Raw genomic sequence first — 23,475 nt, 5'->3', positions numbered from 1 at the left:
GCTACGGAATGCGTGCGGACATCAGGCAACCTGGCGCCTGCCCATCTCTCGAAGTGGCGGAATCCGGCGACCTCGCATCGCCCGCCAGCAACGCCGGCTTACGGCCTGCGACGGAGGCTGCCTACTGCGGCGGATCCTTGCTGCGCGTGCGCGTGGCACCGGTGAAGATGCCGATACCCAGCAGCACCACGACTCCGATCATGATGTACAGCTGCGGCACGCCGAGCACGCTCAGTCCCCATGCAACGCCGGCGATGAATATCGCAAAACCGATTAGATAGAGCGCGAAAGTCATGTGATGAACTCCCGGTTCCGGACGCATCGCTGATGCTGGAACGCAGGGGGTGGCGCTTCCGTGAAGGCCGTTCAGACGCGCCGCGACGCCGTCGCCGTCGTCCGCGAAGTTCGACAGCTTTTTCTTTGTAGAGCGGAGCTTGCTCCGCTGCCTTCGCTTCTTCTTTCGTTGTAGAGCGGAGCTTGCTCCGCTTTTGCGCTCCCCATTTTCCGGAAAAGCAGCGGAGCAAGCTCCGCTCTACAAAGCCCTAGTCATCAAGCAGTTTCGTACAGGGCCAGCAACGCCTCTTCCGCCGCGGCCAGCTCGGCCGACAACGCATCACGACGGATCGACAGTTCGTTGGCATTGGTACCGCCGTCGGCATAGACATCCGGATCGGCGAGATCCATGTCGATCGCGTGCAGCTTCGATTCCAGCTCGGCCACGCGGGCCTCGGCCTGGGCCAGCTTGTGCGGGTTTGGCGGCTTTTTCTTGCTGGTCGCGGCGATGGCCGGAGCCGGCGCGGCCTTCGCAGACGCCTTCGGCTTCGCGTCACCGGCCTCACGTGTGCGCAGCCAGACCGCGTAGGCGTCGAGGTCGCCGTCGAACGGCTGCGCCACGCCATCGGCGACGCGCCAGAACGTTTCGCAGACCAGGCCGATCAGGTGGCGATCGTGCGAGACCAGCACGATCGCGCCATCGAACGTCGCCAGCGCTTCGGCCAGGGCCTCGCGCATGTCGAGGTCGAGGTGGTTGGTCGGTTCGTCGAGCAGCAGCACGTTGGGCTGGCGCCAGGCGATCAGCGCCAGCGCGAGGCGCGCACGTTCGCCGCCGGAGAACTTGTCGACCGATTCGAACGCGCGGTCGCCGGGGAAATTCCACTTACCCAGGAAGTCGCGCAGCTGCTGCGTCGACACGCCCGGTGCGATGTCACCGAGGTGATCGATCGGGCTGGTGCCTTCGCGCAGTGACTCCACGGTGTGCTGGGCGAAGTAGCCGATGCGCAGGTCCGGATGGCCGCCGCGCTCGCCATCGAGCAGCGCGATCTCCCCCACCAGCGACTTCACTAGCGTGGACTTGCCGGCACCGTTGGGTCCGAGCAGAGCGACGCGATCGCCGGCTTCGAGGATGAAGCTCACCTGATCCAGCACGGTGTGCTCGCCATAGCCGCAATCGGCGTGCATCAGGCGCAGCAGCGCGTGCGGCAATTTCACCGGCGCCGGGAATTCGATGCGCAGCGCGCGCTCGGCACGCACCGCCTCGGTATTGGCCATCTTGGCCAGACGCTTGACCCGCGACTGCGCCTGCTTTGCCTTTGCGGCGCTGGCGCTGAAGCGGTCGATGAAGCTCTGCAGGTGCGCGCGCTCGGCCTGCACCTTCTCGTGGGTGATCTGCTGCAGGCGCAGGTGTTCGGCGCGCTGGCGCTCGAAGGCGGTGTAGTCGCCGGTGTACAACTTCGCCTTGCCGTCGTGCAGGTGCAGCGTGTGCGTCGTGACCTCATCCAGGAATTCGCGGTCGTGCGAAATCAGCAGCAGCGTGCCGGGATACTTCAACAGCCACTGTTCGAGCCACAGCACCGCGTCGAGGTCGAGGTGGTTGGTCGGTTCGTCGAGCAGTAGCAGGTCCGACGGCGTCATCAGCGCGCGCGCCAGGTTCAGGCGCACGCGCCAGCCGCCGGAGAATTCCTTCACCGCACGTTCGTGGGTGTCGGGGGTGAAGCCCAGGCCGTGCAGCAGCTTGCCGGCGCGTGCTGTGGCGTCGTAGCCGCCGAGCTCTTCCAGCTTGTGGTGCGCTTCGGCGACGGCTTCCCAATCCTCGCGCTCCATCGCTTCGCGCTCGGCGCGCAGCACGGCGTGCACAGCGGCATCGCCGGACAGGACGAAGTCGAGAGCGGGGTCGTCCAGCGCCGGGGTTTCCTGCGCGACGCTGGCGATGCGAACGCGCGCGGGTACGTCGATGTCGCCGCGGTCGGCCTCGACTTCGCCCTGGATCGCCGCGAACAGCGAGGACTTGCCGGTGCCATTGCGGCCGATAACGCCCAGGCGCCAGCCGGCGTGCAGGGCCAGGTCGACGTTGGACAAAAGGAGGCGTTCGCCCCGGCGCAGGGCGAAATCACGGAAGGCAATCATGGGCGGTATTGTACGGGGACGGCTCGGTGAATCCCGCGGATCAGCCCTTTCGTCCGCCTTCGACGAGCCTTTGCGGGATCGGTCCGTTGCCCGCCGCGCGCTGGATGCGGCCCCCGAACACCCCCATGAGGTAGCAGCCCCACCGGATACCGAGGTCGAATGCACCACACCTCCCTCATCGCCATCCTCGTCGCCGGCTTCGGCCTGGCCTTCGTCTTTGGCGCGCTCGCGCAACGGCTGCGGATGTCGCCGTTGGTGGGGTACCTCGTCGCCGGCATCGTCGCCGGGCCGTTCACGCCGGGCTTCGTCGGCGACCAGACCCTGGCCCCGCAGCTGGCCGAAATCGGCGTGATCCTGCTGATGTTCGGGGTCGGCTTGCACTTCTCGTTGCGCGACCTGCTCGAGGTGAAGTCGATCGCCGTGCCCGGTGCGATCGCGCAGATCGTGTTCGTATCAATGCTGGGCTGGGGCCTGGCGCGCTGGTTCGGCTGGGACAACGGCGCGGGTCTCGTATTCGGTCTGGCCTTGTCGGTCGCCAGTACCGTGGTGGTGCTGCGCGCGCTGGAGGAACGGCGCCTGCTCGACACCGGCCGCGGCCGCATCGCGGTGGGTTGGCTGATCGTCGAGGATCTGGTGATGGTGCTCGTGCTCGTCCTGCTGCCGGCGCTGGTCGGCATGCTCAAGGGCGAAGCCGGCGATCAGGCTTCGGTGCTGGCGGCCCTGGTCAAGACCCTGTTCAAGGTCGGCGCCTTCATTGCGTTGATGCTGCTGGTCGGCCGGCGCGTGGTGCCCTGGATCCTGGAGCGCGTCGCCGGCACCGGCTCGCGCGAATTGTTCACACTGTGCGTGCTTGCGATCGCTTTAGGCGTGGCCTTCGGGTCGGCCGAACTGTTTGGCGTGTCCTTCGCGCTGGGTGCCTTCTTCGCAGGCCTGCTGCTCAACGAGTCCGAATTCAGCCATCAGGCGGCAACCGAAACGTTGCCGCTGCGCGACGCCTTCGCAGTGTTGTTCTTCGTGTCGGTGGGCATGCTGTTCAACCCGGCGATCCTGGTCGAACGTCCGCTCGAAGTGATGGCGACATTCGCGATCGTGGTAGTCGGCAACGGCCTGGCGGCCTGGGGCGTGGCGCGACTGCTGCGCAAGCCGAACGCCACCGCCCTGCTCCTCGCCTTCAGCCTGTCGCAGATCGGCGAATTCTCTTTCATCCTCGCGGGCCTAGGCGTGCAGCTGAAGGTGCTACCGCAGGACGGCCAGGACCTGATCCTTGCAGGCGCGCTGCTGTCGATCATCTTCAACCCGGTGCCGATGGCATGGCTGGATCGCCGCAACGCGGCCGAGGCGCGACGCGCGCGCGCGGAAGCCGACAGGATCGCCCCCGTGCCGTCCGGCATCCGCAACCACGTGCTGCTGGTGGGCTATGGCCGCGTCGGCCGCGAGCTGGCGCGCGTGCTGCGCGAACACGGCGTGCCACTGGTGGTGATCGATGGCGAGGATGCCTTGGTCGACCGCGCGCGTGCCGACGGCCTGCCCGCGGTCCGCGGCAACGCGGTCAACGAGAATGTGCTGCGCGAAGCCGCGCCGGAACGCGCGCACATGGCGCTGCTGGCGATTCCCAATGCGCTGGAGGCCGGTGAAATCATCGCCACGCTGCGCAAGGTGAATCCGACCCTGAGCATCGTCGCGCGCGGCCACAGCGACAACGAGGTCAAGCATCTGCTCGCACACGGCGCGGATGCTGCGGTCATGGCCGAGCGCGAACTCGCGCACAGCTTCGCCGAGATGGTGATGGCGACGCCTCCCTACCGCGGCGAAAGGCATCTGCCGCCGGCGACGACCTAGGCGTTATCGGAACAGAGCCGAAGTCGAAGCCAGCGCAATCGCGACCAGCACCGCGGCTTCGACCAGTTCTGCCAGCGCACCTGCGGTGTCGCCGGTCGTACCACCGATGCGTCGCAGGCAGGCGCGGCGCCAGAGCGCGAACACCAGCAGTGCCGTCAGCAGCGCGATTACACCGATCCATCCGGTCACGATGCAGATCCCGCCGGCGGCAAGCACGCTCAGCCAGCATGCGACGCGTGGCGCGGCCACCAGGGCCGATCCGAGACCGCCCTGGCGCACGTATGGCGTCGTGACGAAGGCCAGCGTGAGCATCGCGCGCGCCAGCAGCGGCGCCAGCGGCAGCAACGTGATCGCGCTCACCGGCAGGCTGGCGAGCGCGGCGAACTTCAGCAGCAGCACCAAAACCAATGCGACGACACCGGCCGGACCGCTGCGCGGGTCCTTCATGATCTCCAGGGTGCGTGCCGGATCGCCCAAGCCCCCGATCCACGCATCCGCGCTGTCGGCGAGTCCGTCCAGATGCAATGCGCCGGTCACCGCGACCCACGCGAGCAGCACCAGCGCCGCAGCCAGCAATGCAGGTGCACCTTGCAGGCACCATGCGAACGCGGCCAGTCCAACTCCCAGCAAAAGTCCGACCAACGGATACCAGGCCAGCGACTGCGTCTTGGCACGCTCATCGTCGAACACGCGCACCGGCACCGGAATACGGGTCAGGAAGCCCGTGGCCACCAGCAGGCCGCGCATCATGGCGACTCGCTCATGACGGCTGCCGCCTGCAACGACGGCAACCGGTGAATCGACGCGTGCGGCACTTCGACGCTGCTCATTTTCCGCAGCTCCAATCCCCGACCAAGGCAATGCAGCAAGCGAATCACGCCTCCGTGGGTAATCACCAGTACGCGCTGCTGAGGCATCCGCGCGATGGCCCCCAGCGCGGTGCTTATCCGGGCCGCGAAGGTCCCCATCGACTCCGCACCCGGCGGCGGATGCGCGACCGGATCCGACCAGAATTTCTCCAATGCCGCGGCCTCGTGTTGCGCGATCCGCTCCAGCGGCACCGCCTGCCAATCACCGAAGTGGTATTCCGACAGACGCGCATCCCGTTGCAACGGAATGGCGCGCTGCGCCGCCAATTCCTGCGCGAAGGCTGCACACCGCTGTAGCGGCGAAGACACGACGACATCCCATTGCCCTTCCGCGACGGCCGAACGCATCTGCTCCCAGCCAGAGACGGACAAGGCATCGTCGAGCTGACCGCGGAAGCCGCTCTGCCCGGTGTCGCCGTGACGCAGTAGGTCGATGGTCTGCATCGCGTGCTCCTCCAGATTGCAGATCAGGCGGGCACCGCGTCCGACGTCGACACGCCGGCCTGCGCGAACGTGGCCATGCCGTTGTGCAAGGCGCACGCCGTACGCAGCAGCGGCACGCACACCGCCGCGCCGCTGGCTTCGCCCAGGCGCATGCCGATGTCCAGCAGCGGCGCTGCATCCAGCGCCTGCAACAGGCCGGCATGGCCGTGTTCGTGTGAGCAATGCGAGAACAGCAGCCAGTCGCGCACGCCGGGGTTGATGCGAACGGCGGCCAGCGCCGCGGAGGTGGTGATGAAACCGTCGACCAGCACGGGCAGGCCCGCCTGCGCGGCGGCCACATAGGCACCGGCCAGCGCGGCGATCTCGAAGCCGCCCAGGCAGCGCAGCTGCGCGAGCGGATCCTGCTGGTGCGCATGCAGCGCGAGTGCACGCTCGATCACCGCGACCTTGTGCGCGATACCCGCCGCATCAAGCCCGGTGCCCGCGCCCGCCAGCGTGGCCGGTGCCTGCTGCAGCAGTGCGCTCGCCAAGGCCGTTGCCGCGGTGGTATTGGCGATGCCCATTTCACCACCGATGAACAACTGCGCACCGGCCGCGACCGCCGCCTGCACACTGGCGCGACCAGCTGCGAGCGCCTGGGCGAACTGCGCATCGCTCATCGCCGCTTCGATGCAGAAGTTGGCCGTGGACGGCGCAACGATGGCGCGGCGCACGCCCGGAATGTCGCCGGGATCGTTAACGGTGCCGAGATTCACCACTTCCAGGCGCGCGCCCAGCTCACGCGCGAGCACGCTGATCGCGGCGCCGCCGGTGGCGAAATTGCGCACCATCTCGCCGGTAACCAGTTGCGGGAATGCCGACACGCCTTCCGCGGCTACGCCGTGGTCGCCCGCGAATACGCTGATCCAGACTTCATCCACGCGCGGCCGCTCGCGGTGTTGCAACGCAGCCAGACGGATCGCAAGTGCCTCGAGCGCACCCAGCGATCCGGACGGCTTCGTGAGCACGGCCTGACGTGCACGCGCGGCGTCCGCGAACGATGCCGCTGGTACAGAACAGGGTTCGGTAAGCCATTCGATCGTCATGCAAGAGTTCCTTTGAGTACCAGCGGCAAACCTGCCGCAACGAAAACCACGCGCCCGCAATGGGCGCCCAATGCCTGGTGCAGGCGGCCGGCTTCATCGACGAAGCGACGACTCAGCTCACCCAGCGGTACGACGCCGAGCCCGACTTCATTGCTTACGAAGACGATGTCGCCGGGCAGATCGGGCAATGCCTGCAGCAGCGCGTCGCGCTCGCGCGCGAAGCGATCCGGATCGGGATCGCCGAGCAGATTGCTGAGCCACAAGGTGAGGCAATCGACCAGCACACAGCGATCGGCACGCGCTTGCGCGCGGAGCACGTCGGCCAGTGCCAGGGGCTCCTCGACGCATTGCCAGTGCGCCGGGCGCTGTGCGCGATGGTGCGCGATGCGTGCCGCCATTTCTCCGTCGCGCGCCTGTGCGGTCGCGACATAGACGACATCGCGAACCGAATCGCGCGCGAGGCGTTCGGCCAATGCGCTCTTGCCGGAACGGGCGCCGCCGAGGATCAGGCTGTGCATGTCGCAGGTTCCTCCAGCAGCGCCGACAGCGCGTGAGTATCGAGATGCGCGTCGACCGCATCGGCGAGCCGTTCCAGACTGGCTTCGCGCAATGCGGAGAGATCGACGATCTCGCTCGAATCGAGACCGGTCCAGCGCAGCAAGGCGCCCAGGGCCGTGGGCCCGTCGAACAGGCCATGCAAGTACGTGCCGAGAATCTGCGCATCCGCCGATACGGCGCCATCGCTGCGCCCGTCGTCCAGACCAAAGGCGGGCGATTCCAACGCCGGGCCAGTGCTCACGCCGCAGTGGATCTCATAGCCGTGCACGGCGGCATCGGCAAAGGCGAAACGGCCACGCACGTTGCGTAGCTGCTTCTCCGGCTCCAGCGTGGTCTCGAAGTCGAGCAGACCGAGCCCCGGACTCGTTCCGCTTTCGCCTTCGATGCCCAATGGATCGTGCACGGCACGACCCAGCATCTGGAAGCCGCCGCAGATGCCGATGAGCTTGCCGCCGTAGCGCAGATGCCGCGCGATCGCCGCGTCCCAGCCCTGCGCGCGCAACCAGGCCAGATCGGCGCGCGTGGACTTGGAGCCTGGCAGCACGATCAGATCGCAGGGCGGAGGCGTTTCACCGGGGCCGACAAAACGCAGATCGACCAGCGGATGCGCACGCAATGCATCAAAGTCGGTGTGATTGCTGATCCGAGGGAGCGCCGGCACCGCGACGCGAAGACGCGCATTGGCGTTCGCTTCGCGTGCGATCGGCAATGCGTCTTCCGCATCCACGTGCAGGCCGTGCAGATACGGCAGCACGCCAAGCACCGGCTTGCCGGTTTCGCGCTCCAGCCAGTCCAGGCCGGACTGCAGCAAGGCGATATCGCCGCGAAAACGGTTGATGACGAATCCGGCCACGCGCGCGCGTTCGCTTTCCGACAGCAGCGCCAGCGTGCCGACCAGGTGCGCGAACACGCCGCCGCGGTCGATGTCGGCGATCAGGATCACCGGACAGTCCACCGCCTCGGCATAGCCCATGTTGGCGATGTCGCGATCGCGCAGGTTGATCTCGGCCGGACTGCCGGCGCCCTCCACGACCAGCGCGGCGTACTGCTGGACGAGGCGCGCATGCGACTGCAACACCGCATCGAAGGCGACGCGCTTGTAGTCGTGGTAGCCGACGGCATCCATGTTGCCGACGGCACGGCCGTGCACGATCACTTGTGCGCCGGTGTCGGTGTTGGGCTTGAGTAGCACCGGGTTGAAGTCGGTGTGCGGCGCCAGGCCACAGGCCTGCGCCTGCAGCGCCTGCGCGCGACCGATCTCGCCGCCATCGACGGTGACCGCGGAGTTGAGCGCCATGTTCTGTGGCTTGAACGGCGCGACAGCCACACCGCGGCGATGCAGCCAGCGACACAACGCGGCCACGAGCGTGCTCTTACCGGCATCGGAGGTGCAGCCTTGCACCATTAGCACGCGGGCTTTCGCGTCTGCTTCTCGCTCTCGAGCTGCACTGGCTTTTGCATTTCCTTCTCCCTTCGGGAGAAGGTCGAAACGGGCGATAGCCCGTTGAGGGAAGGGCGGATGAGGGTTCGGCGAAGCGGGAGCAGTTCCGGATGCTGCACGTTCACAGCACTCGAGCGCGGTGCTGTTCCCAGCGCGCGAACGATCCCACTTCGCCGAACCCTCTCCCCACCCCCTCTCCCGAAGGGAGAGGGGCTCTATCTCGCGCAGCGCCGAATCCAGCCGTGCGAATGCCGCTTCGTCGCCAGGGAGACCGAAGCGCAGGCTTGCGGGGAATTCGAACAGACGTGTGAGGATGCCGCGCCGGGCCAGGGCTTCGTGCAGCGCAACGGCACGATCATCGCGTCGCCATTGGAAAAAGGCACAGCCTGCGCTTGGCGTCAGCCTGTGCCGGGATAGCAGTGTTGTCAGTCGGATGCTGGTGGCCTGCAACCGCTCGCGCTGCTGTCGCTGCCATTCGCGATCGGCCAAGGCCAGTTTCAACACGTGGCGCGTGGGACCGCTGAGCGTCCACGGACCCAACCGCTCCCGCAATGCCGCCAGCAGGTCCGGCGCCGCGCAGACGAAACCTGCGCGCGCACCTGCTAGGCCGAAGAATTTTCCGACCGAGCGCAGGACGATCAGCCCTTCGCGATCGCTGAAACTCGCGACGCTGTATCCGGGCGCCGCGTCGATGAAAGCTTCGTCGACGATCAGCCAGCCGCCGCGCGCGGCAAGCTGCGCATGCAACTGCAGGAGGGCGTCGCTGGTAAAGCTTTCACCACCCGGATTGTTCGGATGGATCAGCACGACCACATCGAAGCGTGCGGCATTCGCGAGCAATTCGTCGGCCGGCATGGCTTCGACTGCATGACCTGCCTCGCGCCAGGCGTGCGCGTGCTCCGCATACCCTGGCGCGATCACGCCGACGCGAGAGGTCGCGCGCAGTCGCGGCAGCGCCTGGATCGCGGCCTGCGAGCCCGCTACCGGCAGCAACTGCACTGCAGCGTAGTACTCGCGCGCGATATCGAGCAGACCATCGTCGTCCTCGGGCAGGCGATGCCAGGCGTTCGCCGCGATTGACGGCACCGGCCAGGCGAAGGGACTGATGCCCGTCGACAGATCGAGCCACTGCTCGGGCGCGATGCCGTAGTGGCGCGCCGCGCGTTGCAGACGGCCACCGTGCTCAAGCATGCGACCACTCCACCGCAGTCCAGGCGCCAAGGCACATCACGGCCAGCCACAGCCCGACGCTACGCCGAACCAGCGACATGGCCGCACGGATGCTCGTCGCGTCCGGTGCCGCACCTTCGCCCAGGTCGGGGCGGCCTTCCCAGACGCCGTCGTAAGGCGCTGCGCCGCCAAGCCTCACGCCTAGCGCGCCTGCGCCCGCCGCCATCACCGGACCGGCATTCGGGCTGTCCCAGTGCGCCGCCTGTGCACGCCAGCAGCGCAATGCGCGCGCGGTGCGGCCGAATAACGCATAACTCAGCGCAGTCAGCCGCGCCGGAACCAGATTCAGTACATCGTCGATGCGCGCGGCCGCCTTGCCGAAGTTTTCATAACGGGCATTGCGGTAGCCCCACATCGCATCGAGCGTGTTGGCCAGACGATAGAGCACCGCCCCAGGCGCTCCCAGCAGCGCGAACCAGAACAGCGCGCCGAACACGGCATCGTTGCCGTTTTCCAGCACCGATTCGGTCGCCGCAGCACTGACCTGGGTAGCGTCCAACGCGTGCGTGTCGCGACTAACCATGCGGCCGACCGCGGCGCGCGCGGTCGCGAGCTCGTTGCGTTCCAGTGCGTCGGCTACTGGCAGCGCGTGCTCGGCCAGGCTGCGCAGACCCAATGTGAGGTACAGCAGCACGGCTTCGAACAGCAGCGCGAGCCATGACGAATGCACCGTCGCCAAACGGATAACCAGCCAACTCAATGCCACCCAGGGCAGGACCGCGAGCGCCCATGCGCGCAATCCGTTGCCACGCCGATCCACATACACACGGCGTTCGATCGCACGCGCCCAGCGACCGAACGCGACCAGCGGATGCGCGTGACGGGGCTCACCCAACATCGCGTCCAGCAGCACCGCCGCCAGCATGGCGAGCGCAGTCTTCACGGCAGGAACAACCGCATCGCGGCATCCGGCTGCGAAGGAAAATAGAAGTGCACGAAGCTCGCGGTCATGCGGCGATCGCGGTACACGGCTTCGCGACTGGGCGCGCCATTCGGATTGGTCGCGTGCGCGAGCGCCGTAGCGGCGATCTCCGCCTGCGCGTAGTGAAAGGTATGGCCACGTAGCGCGCCTTCTGGCAGTTCGACGGCCTGCAGGCCGATGGCGGACAGCCGCGGCTGCAATGCTGCGCGGCCGGGCAGCAGTCCCGCCATCGGCAGCTGTGCGCCGTCGCGATCGGCCAACGCATCGAGCGCGTAGAGCATGCCGCCGCACTCCGCCAGCAGCGGCTTGCCGGCGTCGCGATGCGCATGCAGCGCGGCGTGCAGGTCATGACGTTGCGACAGCCTCGGCAGGTGCAGTTCGGGATAACCGCCCGGCAGCCACACCGCGTCGCACTCGGGCAATGCATCGCCGGCCAAGGGCGAGAAGAAGCGCAATTCCGCGCCCGCCGCGCGCAGCAGATCGAGGTTGGCCGGGTACAGGAAGCAGAACGCCGCATCGCGCGCAACCGCGATCCGCACGCCGCGCAAGCGCTGCACGACATGGGTTTCCTTGCAGGAAGCGAACGTAACCGGCGGCGGCAACTCCGAATCCGCATGCGCATGCCAGGCGTCTGCCAGCGCGTCGAGACGCGCATCGAGATCGCCCAGTTCGCCTGCCGAAACCAATCCCAGATGCCGCTCCGGCAAGGCCAGCTGTTCTTCGCGCGGCAATGCCCCCAACCAGCGCAGGTCCGGCGGCAGGCTCTGCGCCAGCAATTGCGCGTGATAGGCGCTACCGATGCGATTGGCAGCGACGCCATGCACGCGTAAGTCGTCGCGATAACGCGCCAAGCCGGTCGCCACGGCGCCGAAGGTCTGCGCCATGGCGCTGCCGTCGATCACCGCGAGTACCGGCAGACCCAGGCGGGTAGCGAGGTCGGCACTGGACGGCGCGCCATCGAACAAACCCATCACCCCTTCGACCAGGATCAGGTCCGCGTTGGCAGCCGCCTCGAACAGGCGCGCACGCACATCCGCTTCGCCGTTCATCCACAAGTCGAGCTGATAGGCCGGCGAACCGCTGGCGCGCTCCAGCACCATCGGGTCGAGGAAGTCCGGTCCGGTCTTGAATACCCGCACCCGCCGGCCCTGGCGCGAATGCCAGCGCGCGAGCGCTGCGGTGACGCTGGTCTTGCCCTGCCCCGACGCGGGCGCGGACACCAGCAATGCGGGGCAATCTCGGGACGTTGTCATCGGCACGTGCTCGCTTGTGGCTCAACGGACGATGGTTTCGCACCCCGTGCATGACCTGCGTGTACGCGCTGGCATGCCGGGATCATGGCTTACAACTCGATGCCGTGCTGCGCCTTGATGCCGGCCTGGAAGGCGTGCTTCACCACGCGCATCTCGGTGACAGTATCGGCGACGTCGACCAGCGCGTCCGGCGCGCCGCGACCGGTGATCACGACATGCTGCTTCGGCGGCCGCGTCGTAACCGCGGCGATGACGTCATCGAGATCGATATAGCGATGGGCGAGCGCGATGTTGAGTTCATCGAGCAGGACGAAGTCGTAGTCCGGATCGGCGAGCATCCGCTTTGCTTCGGCCCAGGCCGAGGACGCCGCGGCGATATCGCGGGCCTTGTCCTGGGTTTCCCAGGTGAAGCCCTCGCCCATCACGCGGTAGTCGCACTCTTCCGGAAACATCCGGAAGAACGCTTCCTCACCGGTCGAGAAGCTGCCCTTAATGAACTGCACGACGCCGCAATGGAAACCGTGGCCGAGCGAGCGCGCGAGCATGCCGAAGCCGGACGAGCTCTTGCCCTTGCCGTTGCCGGTGTTGATCACCAGCACGCCACGGTCGATGGTGGCGCGGGCGATCTTGCGATCGACCAGCTCCTTCTTGCGCTGCATGCGCTCGCGATGGCGCGCTTCCGCGCCCATCGCGTCATGGCCTTCGGCTTCGCTCACGCGCGCGCGCCGGCTTCGCGGCCGGCCAGAACGCGGACGACCAGCGCATGCACGACGGCCGCGCCGACCAGGTAGGCCATCGTGACGCGCACGAACGACGGACCCCACTGCAGCAAGCTAGCGGTCCAGCCGGCGAAGCTGGTGTCGGGGTTGCGGCCACCGATCCAGTAGAACGAGCCATTGGAGATGGCGAACGACAGCGAAGCGCAGACCAGTGCGACTCCCAGCGTGATAACCGCCGAGGACCAGGTCAGCTGCACGCGATCCGCGCAAAGACGCGCGCCGTACCACAGCACCGCATATGCCGGCAGCAGGAACGAATAGGCCGGGGTGACGCAGAAGTCGCTGACCCCCGCGAGCGAGATTGCCGCCCAGTCGATGACACCGGCCAGCACCGCGAACGCGGCGAATTGCCAGTGCTTGCGCAGGTACAGACCACCCGCGAAGAAAATCGCCATCGAGGCATCCGGCAAGTGCAGCGCCGTACCGAAGTGGTGGAAACGCGTGGCCAGCATCATCGCCATGAGGGCGACGAACAGGCCAGTGTTTGCGGTTTTGCTCAGCTGCTTCATCGCGGATGCCTCATGGCTGTGACGTCGGAGAATTGCGGTAATGCCGGGCCCGTCATTCGTGTGGAACGACGGGCCGGCATCGACTTGCTTCGTCGGCTTACTTCGCCGGACGGTAACGCAGGCTCAGCAGGTAGTTGCGACCAGGCTGGTTGTAGAACGCCGCCGTCTCGTAACGCTTGTCGAAGACGTTGTTGGCGTTTAGCTGCAGCGTCCACGCCGGCGTGAACGTAAACGCCACGCGCAGGTCGGTGGTGCCGTAGCCGCCCATGCGGGTGAAATTGGCCGGATCGTCATAGCGGTAGCCGCTGCCATTGACGGTGGTACCGAGGCTGATATGGCCGAAGGTGCGATCCACGTCGATGCGACCGCTGGTGCGCGCGCGGCGCGCCAATACATTGGCGTCGTAGCCGTCGTTACTATCGTCGCGCGGATCCAGCAGGGTCGCCGCGCCATGCACGGTCCAGCCGGCGATCTCGGTGTCCACGGTCGCTTCGACGCCGCGGATGCGCGCTTCGTCGACATTGTTCGGCTGGCCGAACGGATGGGTCGCGTCGACCAGCGTTGGGTCATAGGCGATCAGGTCGTCGGCGCGGGTCTCGAAGACATTGACCGCCCAGATGCCCCAGCCCTGCTTGCCGCGCAGGCCGAGTTCGAAGCTGCGCGCCTTCTCCGCGCTCAGGTTCGGATTACCGAAGCCGGGGTAGTACAACTCGTTGAACGTCGGCGCCTTGTACGCGGTGCCGTAGCTGGCCGTCAGGCGCAGCGTATCGGTGAAATCCCAGCCCCACAGCGCGCTGCCGGTGGTCTCGCCGCCGAACTGGCTGTCGTCGTCGTGACGCAGACCGACCTGCACCGACTGCGCGCCATAGTGGCCCTGCCACTGCGCGAACACGGCGCGGTTCAAGCGGCTGTCACGCTCGTAGGTCGTGGTGCTGTCGACTTCATCCTGGCGCCAGTCGTAGCCGACCGTCAGCAGGTCATCGCCAAAGCCGAAGTCAGCCTGCAGCGAACCGCTGTTGCGCTGCGAGTTGAAGCTGCCGCGCTTGGTGTCGTCGAAGAAGTTGTCGCTCTTGTCGTCGGCGCGGCCCAGGCCCAGCGTGAACTTGATGGTTTCGGTCGGCGCATAGTGCACGCGCGTACCGACCACCTGCTGCACGGTCTTGTCCATGTTGCTGAAGCCACCGTCGTATTCGTTGCGGCCTTCGGTGCGCAACGCACGACCTTCGATGTCCCAAGCCTGGCTGAAGCGTTGGCCCGCAGCCACGGACAGCGAGCGGTTGCGGTAGCCATCGCGATCCGGGTTTGGTGCGTCGTACGGATTGGCCGGATTGTCGCGATAGGCATTGATGCCATCGGTGGTTTCGTACGCCGCCTGCACCGAATACCAGCCGCTCTGCTCGCCCTCGCTGCGGCCCGCAAGACCGGCGCTACCGCGCGAGGTGCGGAAGCTGCCGATCGCCGCGCTGGCATTGGGTTCGAAGGCCTGGTGTGGACGACGGGTAAAGATCTGGATCACGCCACCCAGCGCATCGGCGCCGTACAGGCTGGAGAACGGACCACGCACGATCTCGACGCGCTCGATCTGGTCGACCGGAATGCCCTGCAGCGCCGCGGTGCCCAGCGTGGCCGAACCGATGCGCACGCCATCGACCAGTACGAGCACGTGATCGGATTCGGTGCCGCGCAGAAACACGGAGCTGGCCTTGCCGGCGCCGCCGTTGTTGGAAATCGTCAGGCCCGGCGAGCCACGCAGGAGCTCCGGCAACGACTGCGGCTGCAGGCGCTCGATGTCGGCGCGGGTGATCACGTCGACCGCGGCCAGCGTCGCGTCCTGCGTCTGCGCGGTGCGCGTGGCGGTGACGATCACATCGTCAAGCTCGGTCGGCTTCGCCGGCTCGTCGGCGAACGCCGGGGCGATCGCGCACAGCAGGCTCGTCGCCAGCAGCGAACGGCGCAGGGAAAGGGAATTGCGGGGTTGCATGAAAAACTCCTAAAGCCGCGCCGGCCCGCGCGGTGATGACGGGAACGAAGACAGGCGGCAAGGAGTGCGCGAGATGCCAACGCAATGCGTGGCCCCGCGACATAGCCCACCGCATGTCGGGTCAAGCCTGTGGCCGGTCTCCGGGCTCGTGCGCGGACGCTTATCGCGTCCGGGAGCGGCGCCTTCCCGTGCCTTGGGCACAGTGGCATTCGCCGATCCCGAGCCATCCTGGCTCAACACTTACCGTTGCGGGGGCAGCTCCGGAATTGCTCGCCGTGTCGACCAGACACGGGGCGCACCGGATTCCCGTTTCAACCCGCCGGCATTACCGGGGGTCACCTCAGGCGGCGCGCAGTCTAGCAAAAGCGCCCGCCCCGGGCCGGATCGGCGACATGGCCAAGCGGAATCAGCGCGCTGCCGCTGCGGCAGGAGCGGAGGCCGAGGCTAGGAATTCCGCCAGCGGCCGCGGTCGGGCGTGCAGATAGCCCTGCATCCAGCCCACACCGAGTTCACGTAGGCAATCGACGGTTGCCTGGTTCTCGACGAACTCGGCGACGGTCTCGGCATTGAAGGCGCGTGCGATCGACATCGACGCCTCGACCAGGGCGTAGTCGCGGCCGCGCTCGGCGACATGGCAGATGAAGGCGCCATCGATCTTGATGATGTCGACGGGCAGCTCCTTGAGCCGGGCGAAGCTTTGCATGCCCTTGCCGAAATCGTCGATCGCCATGCGGCAACCGCGATCGTGCAGATCATCGAGGAAACTGCGCGTATGCGCTTCGGCCGAGATCACCGCGTTCTCGGTGATCTCGAAGCACAGCGCCGACAGCGGCAGCGGCGAATCGGCCAGCAACGCCTCGAACTGACGTTTGAAGCCAAGCGACGCCAGGCTCTGACCGGTTAGGTTGATCGCAATCCGGCGGATCTTCGGCAGTGCGTGCGGATAGGCGCGCAGCAGTTCGAACAGCTCGGTGATCACGACCAGATCGAGTTCGACGTTGCGTCCCATCGCCTCGATCGGCCCGAGAAATTCATCGGGCATCATCAGACGGCCATCGGTACCGCGCAGTCGGCACAACACCTCGCCCACCGCGTACTCGGGCTCCTGGCAGACCGGGTGCGCCGGGTCCAGAGGCCGGATCGGCTGGAAGTGCAGTTCCACGCGGCGGTTGCGCAGGCAGGCCAGGGCGTCGTTGGCCACGTGCAGGCGCTCGCGCAGCGCGCCGGATTGTGGCGAGGACGCATCCTCATCGCGCAGCGGGTGCACCTCGTTGCGATTGCGTGCCTCGAATGCCAGTTGCGATGCGCGCAGCAGTGCGGCTTCGGCCGCCTCCAGGCTGGATTCGCTGCGACGCGCAACGCCCAGGTACGGGGACAGTGCAAAGCGTTGGCCGCCGCTGTCCACTTCGATCGTCTCGATCGCGGCGATGGTGTCCGCCCAGGGATCCGGATCGGCCTGTTCCTGCTGCGCGCTCTCGTCCGGCAACAGCGCAAACTGCCCCATGCCCACGAGGTAACTGCGATTGATGCCGGCCAGCCGCGCGGCGACGGTGTTCATGACCTGCGACTGCATGTCCAGGCCGAAGCCGGCGACCAGGTCGTCCGCGTGATCGAGCACCAGGAAGCCGACTTCACCCGGCCCCAGGCGCCGCTGCACGATTTCACGCCGCAGCGCCGCGAGGTTGGGCAGTCCCGTTGCGGTGTCGCGCAGGGTTTCCTCGACCAGGCGCAGCGCGGCTTCGCGGCTGTCGCGTTCGAAGACGATGAAGTACAGCATCGCCATCAGCAGCACGCCGAGTTCGAATGCCAGATGCAGCAGATTGACGAAGCCGGCCGGCGTCTCGTTGCGTGTGGCCGTGACCGCCAGTGCCTGGACCAGCACCAACATCGTCAGCGCCAGCAGCACCATCGAGTTGCGTGGCCGCAGTCGCAGCGCGCACCAGCCCAGCAGGGCGAACAAGGCAAACCGGTAATCCATCAGCACCACGCCGCCCTGGCCACGCAATGCGGCGAACGCGGATTCGATGCGTGTACTCAGCAGGATGCTGGCCACCAGTGCCAGCATCAGCAGGCCCGGCAGCAACGCGTCCTGCCAGCGCAGTGGCCGCGGGCGCGGCGTATGCCGTTCGCACCACGCCATGACCAGGGGGAACGTCAGCACGGCGATGCCGAAATACTTCGCGAACAGGACCTGTGCGGCATCCGACAACTGCTCCGGCCGGCTGACGAAGAATTCGACCAGCAGCACGCTTGCTGCCAGGCCCAGCGGACACAGCACCAGACCGATGCCGGCGAAGCGGGCCAGATCGCGCTTGCTGACACGCATGTGCCGCTGCGGCTGGGGCCATCCCATCCAGCTCGCGCACTGCATCATCCACAGCCAACCGAGGAAATAAGCCGCGGCGCCCATCGGCAGCCACACGGACATGTCGTAGTCCATCGCGATGGCGCGGCCGACCCAACCTAGGAACACGACACCGTAAACACCGCCCTGCACGATGCGATCGCGTTCCAGCATCATCACCGCAAGCAGCCACCCGACATGCAGATGGATCAGCGAGGCGGATTCGGTGACGCCGAACAGGTGCGCCGTATACGAAACCGCAACCTGCTGCAGCAGTACGCCGATCGCGCCCAGCAGCAGAATCCGGCCGCCACGACTGGCGGGCCACCGCGTAGCTGCGCGTTCGGCGGCCAAGGGGAGAGTCATTCGCGCATCTTGGCACAACCGCCACGCGCGGAATGCCTGATCCGGGCCCGCGACCAGCCGCGAGCCCGATTCACGCGGGACTAACCCTTGTGGAACACCAGCTGGCCACCCGCCGCGTCGACGTTCACGGTGTCGCCGCTGGCGAACTCGCCGGCCAGGATGCGCTGGGCCAGCGGGTTTTCCAGCTGCTGCTGGACCGCGCGCTTGAGCGGTCGCGCGCCGTACACGGGGTCGAAGCCGACGTTGCCCAGGAGGGACAACGCGTTGTCAGACAAAGCAAGTTTCAGGCCACGTTCGGCCAGCCGCTTTTCGAGGCCGCGCAGCTGGATCTTCGCGATCTCGCGAATCTGCGCCTTGTCGAGCGGATGGAATACGACGATGTCGTCGAGTCGGTTGATGAACTCGGGACGGAAGTGTGCCTGCACCACGCCCATCACGGCGGCCTTCATCTGGGTATAACTCTCGGGACTGTCGTCGCCGCCAAGCTCCTGGATCATTTGGCTGCCCAGGTTCGAGGTCATGATGATCACGGTATTGCGGAAGTCGACCGTGCGGCCCTGACCATCGGTGAGACGGCCGTCGTCGAGCACCTGCAGCAGAATGTTGAAAACATCCGGGTGCGCCTTCTCGACTTCATCGAGCAGGATCACGCTGTAAGGGCGACGACGCACGGCTTCGGTCAGATAACCGCCCTCCTCGTAACCGACATAGCCCGGAGGCGCGCCGACCAGGCGGCTCACCGAATGCTTCTCCATGAACTCGCTCATGTCGATGCGAACCATTGCATCGCCGCTGTCGAACAGGAATTCGGCCAGTGCCTTGGAGAGCTCCGTCTTGCCGACACCGGTCGGACCGAGGAACAGGAACGAGCCCGACGGACGGTGAGGGTCGCTGAGGCCCGCGCGTGAACGGCGCACCGCATCGGAGACGACCTTGATCGCCTCGTCCTGACCGACCACGCGCCCGTGCAGGACGTCTTCCATCTTCAGCAGCTTCTCGCGCTCGCCTTCGAGCATCTTGCTGACCGGGATGCCGGTCCAGCGCGAGACGACCTCGGCGATTTCCTCCGCGGTGACCTTGTCCTGCAACAGGGTGAAGCCCTTGGTTTCGGCTTCCTGCGCGGCCTTCAGCTGCTTCTCCAGTTCCGGCAGCTTGCCGTACTGGATCTCGCTCATCGTCGCGAAGTCCTGCTTGCGCTGCGCGGCTTCCAGCTCGAGCTTGGCGGCTTCGATCTGCTCCTTGATCTTCGTCGCGCCCTGCAGCGTGGCCTTCTCGGCCTTCCACACTTCTTCCAGATCGTTGAACTCGCGCTCGAGTCGCGCGATCTCGTCCTCGAGATCGGCGAGGCGCTGCTTCGAGGCCTCGTCCTTCTCCTTCTTCAGCGCCTCGCGCTGGATCTTGAGCTGGATCAGGCGACGCTCCTTTCGATCGAGTTCTTCCGGTTTGGAATCGATCTCCATGCGGATGCGCGAAGCCGCCTCGTCCATCAGGTCGATGGCCTTGTCGGGCAGCTGGCGGTCGGCGATGTAGCGGTGCGAGAGCGTGGCCGCGGCGACGATCGCCGGATCGGTGATCTCAACGCCGTGGTGCACGGCGTACTTCTCCTTCAGGCCGCGCAGGATCGCGATCGTGTCTTCCACGCTCGGTTCGCCGACGAAGACCTTCTGGAAGCGGCGCTCCAGCGCGGCATCCTTCTCGACGTACTTGCGGTATTCGTCCAGCGTGGTCGCACCGATGCAATGCAGCTCGCCGCGCGCGAGCGCCGGCTTGAGCATGTTGCCCGCATCCATCGCGCCTTCGGCCTTGCCGGCGCCGACCATGGTGTGCAGTTCGTCGATGAACAGGATCACCTGACCTTCGTTCTTGGCCAGGTCGTTGAGCACCGCCTTCAGGCGCTCCTCGAATTCGCCGCGGAATTTTGCGCCCGCGATCAGCGCGCCCATGTCGAGCGAGAGCACGCGCTTGCCACGCAGGCCCTCGGGCACCTCGCCGTTGATGATGCGCTGCGCCAGGCCTTCGACAATCGCGGTCTTGCCCACGCCGGGCTCACCGATCAGCACCGGGTTGTTCTTGGTGCGGCGCTGCAACACCTGGATAGTGCGGCGGATTTCCTCGTCGCGACCGACTACCGGATCGAGCTTGCCACTCTCTGCGCGCGCCGTAAGATCGATGGTGTACTTGTCCAGCGCCTGGCGCTGATCTTCGGCATTCTCCGATTGCACGGTCTCGCCGCCGCGAATCTTGTCGATCGCGGCTTCGAGCCTCTGCTTGCTCGCGCCGGCGGCCTTCAGCGAACGACCGAGTTCGCCGCTGTCGTCGAGCGCTGCGAGCACGAACAACTCGGTGGCGATGAACGCGTCGCCACGCTGCTGCGCGAATTTGTCGGTGACGTTGAGCAGGCGCGACAGATCATTTCCAACACTGACGCTGCCGGCCTGGCCGGTTACCTTGGGCAGCTTCTCCAGCGCTTCGCCCAGACGTTCGCGCAATAGCGGGACGTTGACGCCGGCCTGTGCCAGCAACGGGCGCGTGCTGCCACCACTCTGCTCGAGCAACGCAGTCATCAGGTGCGTCGGTTCGATGACGCTGTTGTCGCGTCCCACGGCCAGCGACTGCGCGTCGCTCAGAGCCTGCTGGAAACGCGAAGTGAGCTTGTCCATTCGCATGACGGGAACCTCGGAAGTCGGTGGCGGCCACGCCGCAATGCTCCGGAAATGCGGGCGCGGCGGGCTGTTTCAAGCGTCTGCCCAGGCACGGGCCCAGTCGGTTCAAGCTTCCTGCGGCCCCCGGAGTGCGGGGATGACGCTCCGGCGGCGGGACCGGACTCCCTGCATCCACCTGACGCTTACATCTGACTCATCACAATCGCGGGCATGAGCGCAGACCCCACCCGCTTGCCCACTCCCCCGACGCCCACGCACGACTGGGCCCTCTTCCTCGATGTCGATGGCACGCTGCTGGACATCGCACCATCGCCCGATGGCGTGCGCGTGCCTGCCGAACTCATCGACGACCTGCGGCGTCTGCACGCGGCGCTCGGCGGCGCACTCGCACTGGTCAGCGGGCGCCGTGTAGAAGCGCTCGGTGCCCTGTTCGATCCGTTGGAACTGCCCGCAATCGGCCTGCATGGATTGCAGCGGCCCGACGGCGGTTACACACACGCGCCCCCGCAGCAATTCGCCTCCGTTCTCGCCGCTGCGCGCGATCTGGCGGCGAAGTACCCAGGGGCCCTGATCGAGGACAAGGGCGTCACCATAGCCCTGCACTGGCGCAATGCGGCCGCAGCCGAAGAGCCGCTGCACGAGTTCGCGAGTTCGGCATTGATCGACCTGCCGGGCTATCGCCTGCAACCGGGGCGCGACGTGCTCGAGCTGCGCCCCGACGGGCATGACAAGGGCGATGCCATCGGCACATTGATGGAAACGACTGCGTTCCATAAGCGTGTCCCGGTGTTCATCGGCGACGACCTCACCGACGAACACGGCTTCGATCTGGTGAATTCGCGTCATGGCATCAGCGTGCTCGTAGGCACGCGTGGGAACACTGCGGCGACCCACGGCCTGCACGACCCGACTGCCGTGCGCGCCTGGCTGCACTCCGCGGCATCGCAGCTTGCCGCCGATATGGCGTCATCCACGATCGATTCGCATTGAAGGATCACCCTTGTCCACCCTCGACCTGGGCATCATCGGCAACGGCAGCATCGCGGCCCTGCTCGATGATCGCGCCCGCATCGTTTGGGGATGCATACCATCCTTCGATGGCGATCCGGTGTTCTGCAGCCTGCTCTCGCCGAAAATCGGCGCAGGTGGCGACTACACCATCGAGCTGCAGGATTACGCGGGGTCCGAGCAGCACTACGTCACCAACACCGCTGTGCTGCGTACGGTACTGCACGACAACAATGGCGGCGCCGTGGAGATCACGGACTTCGCACCACGTTGGCGTCATTACGAACGCTTCTTCCGTCCGGTGATGCTGATTCGTCGCCTGCGCCGGCTGTCGGGCAGCCCACGCATCCGGATACTGCTGCGGCCACTGGCGGATTACGGCGCGCGCATTCCGGAGATCACCTGGGGCAGCAACCACGTGCGCTACCTGCTGCCCGGCTTCACCCTGCGCCTGACCAGCGACGTGCCCGTGCGGATGATCCGCGACGCGCTGCCGTTCGTGCTGGATCGCGACATGCACCTGGTGCTCGGCCCGGACGAAATACTGAGCGAAGCCGTGGGCCCGTACGTGCGCCTGGCGGAAGAACGCACCCTCAACTATTGGCGCGAATGGTCGCGTTATCTGTCGATTCCGCTCGAATGGCAGGACGCGGTGATCCGCAGCGCGATCACGCTCAAGCTGTGCCAGTACGAGGACACCGGCGCGATCATCGCCGCGGTGACTACGTCGATCCCGGAGGCGGCCCACACGGTGCGCAACTGGGATTATCGCTACTGCTGGCTGCGCGACGCCGCGTTCGTGGTCCGTGCGCTCAACCGGCTCGGCGCGACCCGGACGATGGAAAACTATCTGGGCTACCTGTCCAACCTCGCCACATTCGAATCCGGTGCGCTGCAGCCGCTGTACGGCATCGGCTTCGAGACCGAACTCACCGAAGAGGAAGTGCCGTCGCTGGCGGGCTATCGCGGCATGGGCCCGGTCCGGCGCGGCAATCTGGCCTGGCTGCAGAAGCAGCACGACGTATACGGCAGCGTGGTGCTCGCGGCCACCCAGTTGTTCTTCGATCAGCGATTGAATACGCCGGGTGACGCCATGACTTTCGCGCGGCTCGAACCGGTCGGCGAGCGCGCATACGAGTTGTACGAGCAACCCGACGCGGGCTTGTGGGAATTCCGCGGTCGCGCCGAAACCCACACCTATTCGTCGGCGATGTGCTGGGCCGCCTGTGACCGACTGGCGAAGATCGCGTTGCACCTGCATCTGCCCGAGCGCGCCGCACACTGGCGCGCGCGTGCCGATCAAATGCACGCACGCATCATGGATGCGGCGTTGGATCACGAGCGCGGACACTTCGTCGACGTGTTCGGCGGACATCGATTGGATGCCTCGCTACTGCTGCTGGCCGACCTCGGCTTCATCGCGCCGGACGACCCGCGCTTCATCGCCACCGTCGAAGCGATCGGACGCGAACTCAAGCATGGCGATGCGCTCTACCGCTACACCGCGCCCGACGACTTCGGCGTGCCGGAAACGAGCTTCACCATCTGCACGTTCTGGTACATCGATGCGCTGGCCGCGATTGGGCGCAAGGAAGAAGCGCGCGGCATGTTCGAACGGTTGCTGGCGCGACGCAATCCGCTCGGCCTGTTGTCGGAGGACCTTGCCTTCGACGGCGAAGCCTGGGGCAACTTCCCGCAGACTTATTCGCACGTCGGCTTGATCATTGCGGCAATGCGGCTGTCGCGCCCGTGGCGGGATTCGGTGTGAACGGGAAACGGCG

At 66.5% G+C, this 23,475-nt stretch carries 17 protein-coding genes, 1 pseudogene and 1 riboswitch; of the genes and pseudogenes, 3 read left to right on the top strand and 15 right to left on the bottom strand.

What is annotated here, in order from left to right; genetic code table 11:
• Positions 1-121: 121 nt before the first annotated feature.
• The gene (locus tag ACYVGK_RS05225; RefSeq protein WP_460732175.1) at positions 122-295 is read right to left on the bottom strand and encodes a hypothetical protein; all 174 of its coding nucleotides are present in this window, start codon (positions 293-295) and stop codon (positions 122-124) included.
• Between the two features lie 254 nt (positions 296-549).
• Positions 550-2,403: an ABC-F family ATP-binding cassette domain-containing protein gene (locus ACYVGK_RS05220; protein WP_460732173.1), complete on the bottom strand. Its 1,854-nt coding sequence runs from the start codon at positions 2,401-2,403 to the stop codon at positions 550-552.
• Positions 2,404-2,562: 159 nt separating this feature from the next.
• On the opposite strand from ACYVGK_RS05220, the gene ybaL reads away from it, so the two are divergent.
• The gene (ybaL, locus tag ACYVGK_RS05215; protein WP_460732171.1) at positions 2,563-4,242 is read left to right on the top strand and encodes a YbaL family putative K(+) efflux transporter; all 1,680 of its coding nucleotides are present in this window, start codon (positions 2,563-2,565) and stop codon (positions 4,240-4,242) included.
• Positions 4,243-4,245: 3 nt separating this feature from the next.
• On the opposite strand, the gene ACYVGK_RS05210 is transcribed toward ybaL, so the two are convergent.
• The 13 genes and pseudogenes from ACYVGK_RS05210 to clpB all read right to left on the bottom strand — a co-directional run bounded on the left by ACYVGK_RS05210 (position 4,246) and on the right by clpB (position 20,689).
• On the bottom strand, positions 4,246-4,992 hold the full coding sequence (locus ACYVGK_RS05210) for an adenosylcobinamide-GDP ribazoletransferase (protein WP_460732169.1): 747 nt from the start codon (positions 4,990-4,992) through the stop codon (positions 4,246-4,248).
• Positions 4,989-5,555 carry a histidine phosphatase family protein gene (locus ACYVGK_RS05205; protein WP_460732168.1) on the bottom strand — a complete coding sequence of 189 codons (567 nt, stop codon included), beginning with the start codon at positions 5,553-5,555 and terminating at the stop codon, positions 4,989-4,991. The genes ACYVGK_RS05210 and ACYVGK_RS05205 overlap by 4 nt, the downstream gene beginning before the upstream one ends.
• Positions 5,556-5,578: 23 nt before the next feature.
• The gene (gene cobT, locus ACYVGK_RS05200) at positions 5,579-6,640 is read right to left on the bottom strand and encodes a nicotinate-nucleotide--dimethylbenzimidazole phosphoribosyltransferase (RefSeq protein WP_460732167.1); all 1,062 of its coding nucleotides are present in this window, start codon (positions 6,638-6,640) and stop codon (positions 5,579-5,581) included.
• The gene (gene cobU / locus ACYVGK_RS05195) at positions 6,637-7,158 is read right to left on the bottom strand and encodes a bifunctional adenosylcobinamide kinase/adenosylcobinamide-phosphate guanylyltransferase (protein ID WP_460732166.1); all 522 of its coding nucleotides are present in this window, start codon (positions 7,156-7,158) and stop codon (positions 6,637-6,639) included. Before cobU ends, cobT begins: the two co-directional genes overlap by 4 nt.
• Entirely contained in the window at positions 7,146-8,603 is a 1,458-nt protein-coding gene (locus ACYVGK_RS05190) for a cobyric acid synthase (protein ID WP_460732452.1), read from the bottom strand. The genes cobU and ACYVGK_RS05190 overlap by 13 nt, the downstream gene beginning before the upstream one ends.
• 252 nt (positions 8,604-8,855) lie before the next feature.
• Positions 8,856-9,830: pseudogene (gene cobD, locus ACYVGK_RS05185) on the bottom strand (threonine-phosphate decarboxylase CobD); the annotation flags it as partial.
• Positions 9,823-10,734 (bottom strand): adenosylcobinamide-phosphate synthase CbiB, encoded by a 912-nt coding sequence (gene cbiB, locus ACYVGK_RS05180; protein WP_460732451.1) that lies wholly within the window; start codon positions 10,732-10,734, stop codon positions 9,823-9,825. The gene cbiB and the pseudogene cobD, both read right to left, overlap by 8 nt.
• A gap of 14 nt (positions 10,735-10,748) precedes the next feature.
• Complete coding sequence (locus ACYVGK_RS05175; protein WP_460732165.1) at positions 10,749-12,044, bottom strand: cobyrinate a,c-diamide synthase; 1,296 nt, start codon at positions 12,042-12,044, stop codon at positions 10,749-10,751.
• An 89-nt stretch (positions 12,045-12,133) separates the two neighbouring features.
• Positions 12,134-12,733, bottom strand: coding sequence for a cob(I)yrinic acid a,c-diamide adenosyltransferase (gene cobO / locus ACYVGK_RS05170; protein ID WP_460732450.1), 600 nt, complete (start codon positions 12,731-12,733; stop codon positions 12,134-12,136).
• 23 nt (positions 12,734-12,756) lie between these two features.
• Positions 12,757-13,332: a hypothetical protein gene (locus tag ACYVGK_RS05165; protein WP_460732164.1), complete on the bottom strand. Its 576-nt coding sequence runs from the start codon at positions 13,330-13,332 to the stop codon at positions 12,757-12,759.
• A 97-nt stretch (positions 13,333-13,429) separates the two neighbouring features.
• The gene (gene btuB, locus ACYVGK_RS05160; protein ID WP_460732163.1) at positions 13,430-15,313 is read right to left on the bottom strand and encodes a TonB-dependent vitamin B12 receptor; all 1,884 of its coding nucleotides are present in this window, start codon (positions 15,311-15,313) and stop codon (positions 13,430-13,432) included.
• A 114-nt stretch (positions 15,314-15,427) separates the two neighbouring features.
• Positions 15,428-15,671: riboswitch (cobalamin riboswitch) on the bottom strand.
• A gap of 48 nt (positions 15,672-15,719) precedes the next feature.
• A complete protein-coding gene (locus ACYVGK_RS05155) occupies positions 15,720-18,023 on the bottom strand; it encodes an EAL domain-containing protein (RefSeq protein WP_460732162.1) in 2,304 nt (767 codons plus the stop codon).
• Between the two features lie 80 nt (positions 18,024-18,103).
• Positions 18,104-20,689, bottom strand: coding sequence for an ATP-dependent chaperone ClpB (gene clpB / locus ACYVGK_RS05150; protein ID WP_460732161.1), 2,586 nt, complete (start codon positions 20,687-20,689; stop codon positions 18,104-18,106).
• A gap of 207 nt (positions 20,690-20,896) precedes the next feature.
• On the opposite strand from clpB, the gene otsB reads away from it, so the two are divergent.
• Both otsB and ACYVGK_RS05140 read left to right on the top strand, forming a co-directional pair.
• Complete coding sequence (otsB, locus tag ACYVGK_RS05145; protein WP_460732160.1) at positions 20,897-21,676, top strand: trehalose-phosphatase; 780 nt, start codon at positions 20,897-20,899, stop codon at positions 21,674-21,676.
• A gap of 10 nt (positions 21,677-21,686) precedes the next feature.
• The gene (locus ACYVGK_RS05140) at positions 21,687-23,462 is read left to right on the top strand and encodes a glycoside hydrolase family 15 protein (protein WP_460732159.1); all 1,776 of its coding nucleotides are present in this window, start codon (positions 21,687-21,689) and stop codon (positions 23,460-23,462) included.
• Positions 23,463-23,475: the final 13 nt, after the last annotated feature.

Source organism: Lysobacter tyrosinilyticus (assembly GCF_054779815.1).
This window is presented reverse-complemented; position numbering and strand designations above follow the sequence as displayed.

Coding starts and splice junctions, on each gene's coding strand:
- ACYVGK_RS05225 (WP_460732175.1), bottom strand. CDS start 295: ATGACTTTCGCGCTCTATCTAATCGGTTTTGCGATATTCATCGCCGGC.
- ACYVGK_RS05220 (WP_460732173.1), bottom strand. CDS start 2,403: ATGATTGCCTTCCGTGATTTCGCCCTGCGCCGGGGCGAACGCCTCCTT.
- ybaL (WP_460732171.1), top strand. CDS start 2,563: ATGCACCACACCTCCCTCATCGCCATCCTCGTCGCCGGCTTCGGCCTG.
- ACYVGK_RS05210 (WP_460732169.1), bottom strand. CDS start 4,992: ATGATGCGCGGCCTGCTGGTGGCCACGGGCTTCCTGACCCGTATTCCG.
- ACYVGK_RS05205 (WP_460732168.1), bottom strand. CDS start 5,555: ATGCAGACCATCGACCTACTGCGTCACGGCGACACCGGGCAGAGCGGC.
- cobT (WP_460732167.1), bottom strand. CDS start 6,640: ATGACGATCGAATGGCTTACCGAACCCTGTTCTGTACCAGCGGCATCG.
- cobU (WP_460732166.1), bottom strand. CDS start 7,158: ATGCACAGCCTGATCCTCGGCGGCGCCCGTTCCGGCAAGAGCGCATTG.
- ACYVGK_RS05190 (WP_460732452.1), bottom strand. CDS start 8,603: ATGGTGCAAGGCTGCACCTCCGATGCCGGTAAGAGCACGCTCGTGGCC.
- cbiB (WP_460732451.1), bottom strand. CDS start 10,734: ATGCTGGCGGCGGTGCTGCTGGACGCGATGTTGGGTGAGCCCCGTCAC.
- ACYVGK_RS05175 (WP_460732165.1), bottom strand. CDS start 12,044: ATGACAACGTCCCGAGATTGCCCCGCATTGCTGGTGTCCGCGCCCGCG.
- cobO (WP_460732450.1), bottom strand. CDS start 12,733: ATGGGCGCGGAAGCGCGCCATCGCGAGCGCATGCAGCGCAAGAAGGAG.
- ACYVGK_RS05165 (WP_460732164.1), bottom strand. CDS start 13,332: ATGAAGCAGCTGAGCAAAACCGCAAACACTGGCCTGTTCGTCGCCCTC.
- btuB (WP_460732163.1), bottom strand. CDS start 15,313: ATGCAACCCCGCAATTCCCTTTCCCTGCGCCGTTCGCTGCTGGCGACG.
- ACYVGK_RS05155 (WP_460732162.1), bottom strand. CDS start 18,023: ATGACTCTCCCCTTGGCCGCCGAACGCGCAGCTACGCGGTGGCCCGCC.
- clpB (WP_460732161.1), bottom strand. CDS start 20,689: ATGCGAATGGACAAGCTCACTTCGCGTTTCCAGCAGGCTCTGAGCGAC.
- otsB (WP_460732160.1), top strand. CDS start 20,897: ATGAGCGCAGACCCCACCCGCTTGCCCACTCCCCCGACGCCCACGCAC.